6 protein-coding genes are annotated in these 6077 nt (G+C 52.9%); 2 read left to right on the top strand and 4 right to left on the bottom strand.

Annotated features, from left to right (window positions below; translation table 11 throughout):
* Both ACR0J4_RS04435 and ACR0J4_RS04430 read left to right on the top strand, forming a co-directional pair.
* Positions 1 to 1652: fasciclin domain-containing protein (locus ACR0J4_RS04435; protein ID WP_480668310.1), on the top strand; the 1652-nt coding region annotated here is incomplete at its 5' end.
* Between the two features lie 247 nt (positions 1653 to 1899).
* On the top strand, positions 1900 to 2607 hold the full coding sequence (locus ACR0J4_RS04430) for an IS6 family transposase (protein WP_170642488.1): 708 nt from the start codon (positions 1900 to 1902) through the stop codon (positions 2605 to 2607).
* 311 nt (positions 2608 to 2918) lie between these two features.
* Here ACR0J4_RS04430 and ACR0J4_RS04425 read toward each other — a convergent pair whose 3' ends face one another.
* The 4 genes from ACR0J4_RS04425 to ACR0J4_RS04410 all read right to left on the bottom strand — a co-directional run bounded on the left by ACR0J4_RS04425 (position 2919) and on the right by ACR0J4_RS04410 (position 6052).
* Complete coding sequence (locus tag ACR0J4_RS04425) at positions 2919 to 3500, bottom strand: disulfide bond formation protein B (RefSeq protein WP_170556469.1); 582 nt, start codon at positions 3498 to 3500, stop codon at positions 2919 to 2921.
* A gap of 9 nt (positions 3501 to 3509) precedes the next feature.
* Positions 3510 to 3665: a DUF5993 family protein gene (locus ACR0J4_RS04420; protein ID WP_480668309.1), complete on the bottom strand. Its 156-nt coding sequence runs from the start codon at positions 3663 to 3665 to the stop codon at positions 3510 to 3512.
* A gap of 144 nt (positions 3666 to 3809) precedes the next feature.
* Positions 3810 to 4754 carry an aldo/keto reductase gene (locus ACR0J4_RS04415; RefSeq protein WP_170642486.1) on the bottom strand — a complete coding sequence of 315 codons (945 nt, stop codon included), beginning with the start codon at positions 4752 to 4754 and terminating at the stop codon, positions 3810 to 3812.
* A 953-nt stretch (positions 4755 to 5707) separates the two neighbouring features.
* Entirely contained in the window at positions 5708 to 6052 is a 345-nt protein-coding gene (locus tag ACR0J4_RS04410) for a RidA family protein (RefSeq protein ID WP_170642484.1), read from the bottom strand.
* Between the last annotated feature and the right edge of the window lie 25 nt (positions 6053 to 6077).

The raw sequence follows: 6077 nt of genomic DNA, 5'->3' as shown, positions 1-6077 counted from the left end.
ACATCGTTGGACCGGACATCGCGGCTTCCAACGGCACCATTCAGGTCATCGATCGCGTCCTGCTGCCCATCGACATCCCAGGCAATGAGCCCAACATCGTGGACATCGCGGCCGGTTCGGATGACTTCAACATCCTTGTGATGGCCCTGCAAACAGCTGGTCTGGACGGCCTTGTGCGGGATGCCGACGACATCACCGTCTTTGCTCCGACCGATACGGCCTTCACGCAGCTGGCCGTCGATCTGGGTTTTGAGGGAGACACGACCGACGAAGGCGCTGTCTTCGGCTTTATTGCCGGCGCGCTGACCGATCTTGCCCCGGACGGAGACCCGATCCCGCTGTTGCAGAACATCCTGTCCTACCACGTCTCTCCCGGTGCCAAAACGGCGGCTGAGGTCGATGCCGCGGATCAGGTCACGACCCTGCTGGACGGTGCGACCTTCGGCTCGGAGGGCACTGAGCTGGTCGACAATGAACCCGATATCGACAACCCCAACATCGTTGGACCGGACATCGCGGCTTCCAACGGCACCATTCAGGTCATCGATCGCGTCCTGCTGCCCATCGACATCCCAGGCAATGAGCCTGTCGAGCCCACCGATCCGACCCTTGCTGGAATCGTTGCGGCAAGTGGCGGTGTCTTCGACGACGATGCGACAGATTTCGACATCCTGTTCAATGCGGTTCAGGCTGCAGGCCTGGTCGAAGCTCTTGACGATCCTGATGCCAGCCTCACTGTTTTCGCTCCGAACGATGCCGCCTTCGTCGCGCTAAGTCAGGCGTTGGGCTTTGAGGGAGGGGATGAAGCAGGCGCGTTCGACTACCTGGTAGAAGCTCTTGCACTTCTGAACGGAGGCGATCCCATCGGACTCTTGCAGAGTGTTCTGCAATACCACGTGGCCCCCGGCGAATTGGGCTCAGATGAGGTGCTGAACGCAACCTCGATCCAGACCTTGCTGGATGGCGCCACGCTTGGCGTCGATGGCACGACGCTGGTGGATGCGGATCCCGACATCGCGGATCCGAATCTGATCGCGACGGACGTTCCGGCTAGCAACGGTGTTGCACATGTGCTGGACGGAGTTCTTCTACCTGCAGACTTGCTGCAATCCGACGGCTCAAATGACGTTGATTTCCTGATCAAAGGCGATCAGTCAGACTACGTTCGGACCGGACGAGACAATGATTTCGTCGACGGAAATGGCGGAAATGACAAGATCCTTATGGGCCGTGGTGACGATGTCGGTTTTGGGGGTCTTGGGAAAGACAAGGTATTTGGTGGGCGCGGAGATGACAGCCTCTACGGCGACGAAGGGGCCGACTACCTAAGCGGCGGCAGGGGCGATGACATGATCACCGGCGGGGCCGACAATGACCTGTTGGCTGGCGGTCTTGGAGCAGACACGTTCATCTTCAACTTGGGCGATGGGCATGACAAAATTCTAAGGTTCCAGCAAGGACAGGACACAATCGATTTGTCCGGTGCCGGGATCTCGGGCTTCGATGAGCTATCCGATATGATCGAAACATCCCTGTTCGGTGCTACAATTCACCTTGGAGAAGAACAGAGCATCTACGTGCAGGCCTTCAACCTGGATCTGGATGAAACCGACTTCATTTTCGCCCCAAGCGCGTACGACACAATCGCGTAAGGTCCCAAAAGAACTGAAGAAGTGTCCGCTTGGATCCAAGCGGACACTTTTTTGTCTGATCAGCAAACTTCGGGTGGTTTTTTGTACCACGCGCGACCACTTAAACTTGCCAAAGGTTCAGGGTGCGGGTGGTCAGCCAACCGTTTTGAGCGCTGTCATCATCCTGCTGCGGCACGCTCGTATTTAAGATGATCGTGTTAGAAGAACTTTGCTTAAGCGGGGCAGGGTGCTCTCGTAGCCTTCGCGCATGATTAAACAATCGCCATTCAAGTACTTCAAAATCAGTCCCGAGATCATCCGCCTTGCTGTGAAGCTGTACATCTGTTTCCCGCTCTCGCTACGTAGTGTCGAAGATCTGCTGCATGAGCGAGGCATCGACGTGAGTCACGAAACTGTCCGCTATTGGTGGAACAGGTTTGGCCCGATGTTTGCTGTCGAGATCAGACGGAAGCGTGTTCAGCAGTTGCGCGCATTCTCCAAATGGAAGTGGCACGCGGACGAGGTTTTTGTGAAGGTGAATGGCAAGAGACACTACCTCTGGCTGGCCGTTGATCATGAGAGCGAAGTGCTGGAAGCAATCGTTGCCAAACGTCGAAACAAGCAAGCGGCATTGAAATTCCTCAGGAAATTGATTAAACGCCATGGTTGTGTCGATGGGATCGTGACCGACCGTTTTGCATCCTACAAAGCAGCGCTCAGAGAAATGGGCGCGCTCGAAAAACAACAGACGGGCAAGAGGCTCAACAACCGCGTCGAGAATTCGTACCCTCCTTTTCGACGACGCGAACGCGCGATGCATCGTTCCAGGCGCTTGCGAAGTTTACAGAAATTCGCGTCTGTCCATTCCTCCGCCTACAATCACTTCAACCAGGAACGATCGCTCACCAGCCGGGACACCTTCAAGCCGACACGCACTGCCGCTCTTGCCGAGTGGCGTCAAAATTGTTCCGGATAGGTTCGCGGTTTCCGCGGCACACTGAGACTGGTTCGAGTTTGTCGGACAAAACCCACGCGAGGTTTCAGACCCGTTTGAGGAGTTCCCGATAAAACCTAGCATTAGCCATCCGACCGATGCCGTTGGGCGTCTGTTTCGAGCCCAAAGCAGTCAACTGCCTAAAACATGGCCATCTAGTTGGTTAACAGTTTTTAGTTTCCTTGTTGGAAATTGCTTGCGATTATAATTTTAGCAAAGGTCGCCCTTGTATTTCCTCTTTGATTTTAGGAGGCAAAATACCGGAAAAACTGCGCACACGATCTCTTCTCGGCCTAAGTTTCACCGGCTTCCTCAAGCCTATCCAAAAACTTGTAGTCTGTTGGCGGATCGTCGCAAATACCTGGCCCACACTCCAATAGAGCTGAGCCTGCGTTGGCGGCACCCAAAGCTAAGATCAACATGAACGCGGTTTTGGCCAACTTGCTTCCACCGAACCGTTCCGATGCCCTAACGTCCGCGGCTAGATCATATTGCTTTTCAAAGACAAGCATCACCGCGGTCCCGAGTATTATCAATCCGAAGGCTATGCCGGCCCAAGTGTAAAAATGCAGACCAAGAACCGGAGACCCATAGTGCCCGGTGCCTGGCACTATGTGCAGTAGGATTTGGCGGATCGAAACGCTGATACCGAATATTGCTGCCACAAGGACGATTCCGTAGTTCCTTGCACGCGTGCCCCATAACAGATTTAGCCCGAGCCCAAACCCCACGGCCACGAAACCGACACGCTGCAATAGACACAGCGGACAGGGTAATTCGTAAAGAACAAGCTGAAAATAGAATGCAAGAACCAACACGAGGCAGACAGCCAGGGCACCAAGCGCGTTCATATTTCGGGCAAATTCAGGTGACATGGAACGATCTCACAATTGGATTGAAAGCGACGTTGTTGCATGAAATTTTAGCCAATAAACGCTCGTCAAAAGCGTGACTACGAAGAGAGCGTATGAAAGTCGGACGAATTTAAAATAAGCGAGCCCCAAAGCGAATGTGAACAACGCAAATAGTAGTGCAATCATATTGATCCCTTTGACTTTTTGGTCTTGCCGAGACTGGCAGGTACTGAGGACACTGTTTCCTTTTCGAAAATCGGCCTAAGCACCATATCAAATCTCGAATGATCTTCCGCCTTGTTGGCGATACCGCCCCTCCGGGATTTCACTTTAAGCCTCTGGATCCTCCGAAGATATCCCTAGATCAGCGAGGGCCTCCCAAACACCATCAGGGATGGACCACTCTGCCCATTCCATCGCCTGTTGAACATGCTGAGGCCATGTCACTCCGCAAACGGTCGAAGTGATGTCGTCATTTTTCAAAGAGTTTTGCAACGCGACCGCCCCGACTGGGACATCGTAGTGACCGCATACCTCTTCAACAGCACGTATTGGCGCAAGTACATCATCATCTGCAGGTCGATAGACATAAAAGCGATGGATCGCGCTGCCTCGGGCAAGTGCACCTCCGGAATAAGGTGCTGCATTCAATATCGAAACGCCTCGTGATTTCGCGAGTTCTATCAGAGGTGCCGCGTTGTCGTTTACCAGCGTATGCCGGTTGTGTGTCAGGACCACGTCAAAATCCCAACCCTCCAAAATTGGTATCATCAAGTCGACACGTCCCGCCGCGATTCCGACCGCCTTTGCCATACCTTCCTCCTTGATACGAAACAACTCTTCAATCGCGCCACCTGGTCCTTTGACCTCAGATAGGTCATTTGCATATTCGACATCATGGACGTGGAGTATATCGACGCTGTCGACGCTTAGGGCCGAAAGACTTTCCTCGAATGACCTACGTGCCTGAGAAGCATCAAAGGCACCGGTTTCCATATCCCGGTCGACTTTGGTGGAAAGTACCCGCCCTTCCGGCCAACCGCCAAGCTCACGAATGACTTTTCCTATGCGCTCTTCACTTCGCCCCATGGCATAGCAACGGGATGTGTCCAGGAACGCATTTGGCTGCGAAAGAATTACCCGAATTGTATCAATCGCGCGGTCTTCCTCAACTTCATACCCATAGATTTCCGGAATACTTCCCAACCCTGTCGATCCAAACCCGACGCGAGGAACCCGTATCCCTGTCTTACCAATTTCGCGTAGCTCCGCCATGCCAACCTCCCAATTGGTTCCGGACGTTCATAGATGTTGCGCGAGTAGTTTGTTGAAAACAAGTCAGAGTTTCCGCGAAGCTGTTTGGTCGTGCTGAGACCTTTCAAGCAATCGCACTACGGGGCTCTTGCGTCGAAGTCATCAGACGCCGGGCTGTGAATGTCTGAAATGCGATGTTTGCGATCTGTTGCGTGAACAAAAGGCCGAAGTTCAACCAATGGCCGACAGGGGCTCAAAGCGGTTGTTTGCTGCACTCTGCTTGATTGACTGCCAAAGTGTTCTTTCCAACAGCCCGTCATGTGACACTGTTCGCTATGCCTCGCTTGAAATCGAGCTTCGTGTGGTATCTATGGCGTATAACTCATTTGCGTCCAAATTTAATATATATTTAACAGCATCTTGCAGATTTAGCTACACTGACTTCATCTCCGCCACTTTTCTCATGAACCTAATTTTTTTTTGGGAAGGAATGCCGTCAGCCCGCTATTCTGCCCCATTGTGGGAGTTTGCATTTCTCGACTTGGTTAGAACTCGTCGTCCAACGCGATCTGAGTCGAAGTGTCGCGCCCCAGACCTCCGCATCGAGGGAGCCTTGCGCGCTCGGCTACATCAGAATTGAGTTACCGAAGGCGTCGGTTCAAAAACTAGCCGAAATCGTGTTGAAGGAATGTGGCGCAATGTAGTTCTGAGGTCTGCTTCTGTTGCTCCCGACCGGTTCGTTTTTCACTTGGGCCGCCGCTTAAGATCGAGATTGCAGATCAGGCGCGCAGAATGAAGGGCCGCTCATTTTTTCAAGTTCAACGAGAGTATCTCGCTCGTTAGAGGTGCCAATGGGACCGCAACCTAGGAAAAGGTAGCACTTTTTTGCGAGAAACGGCGCATTAACTGAGGACTTATGCCTGCTATACTTAGAATACCGCTTCGTCGATTTTTCGAAAACTCCCGACAGCGGTTCAGTCACAGGCTGCCGTCACAATCATTTCAACCTTCAAAACACTGCGGGCAAGTTTGGACTCACCGCAGGCGCGGGCCGGAGCGTGGCTTTCGGGTAACCAGGCGTCCCAAACGGCATTCATCTCAGCAAAATCTACCATGTCTGCAAGCCAAATTTCGCATTTCAGAATACGGGTCTTGTCGCTGCCGGCTTTTGTCAAAAGGTCTTCAACCTTAGCCAAGATGTCGCGTGTTTGTTCACCTACAGTAGATGCGTCCGATGTCTGGCCGCAAAGATAGGCAACGCCGTTGTGTTTGACGATCCGGCTCATGCGTTGGCTGGTTTCGATCCTGGTAATGGTCATGTTTCGAGTGGTTCCTGTTAGTGAA

The organism is Ruegeria sp. B10, assembly GCF_056539825.1.
The sequence above is the reverse complement of the archived record's forward strand: the minus strand, read 5'-3'. Positions and strand labels throughout refer to the sequence as shown.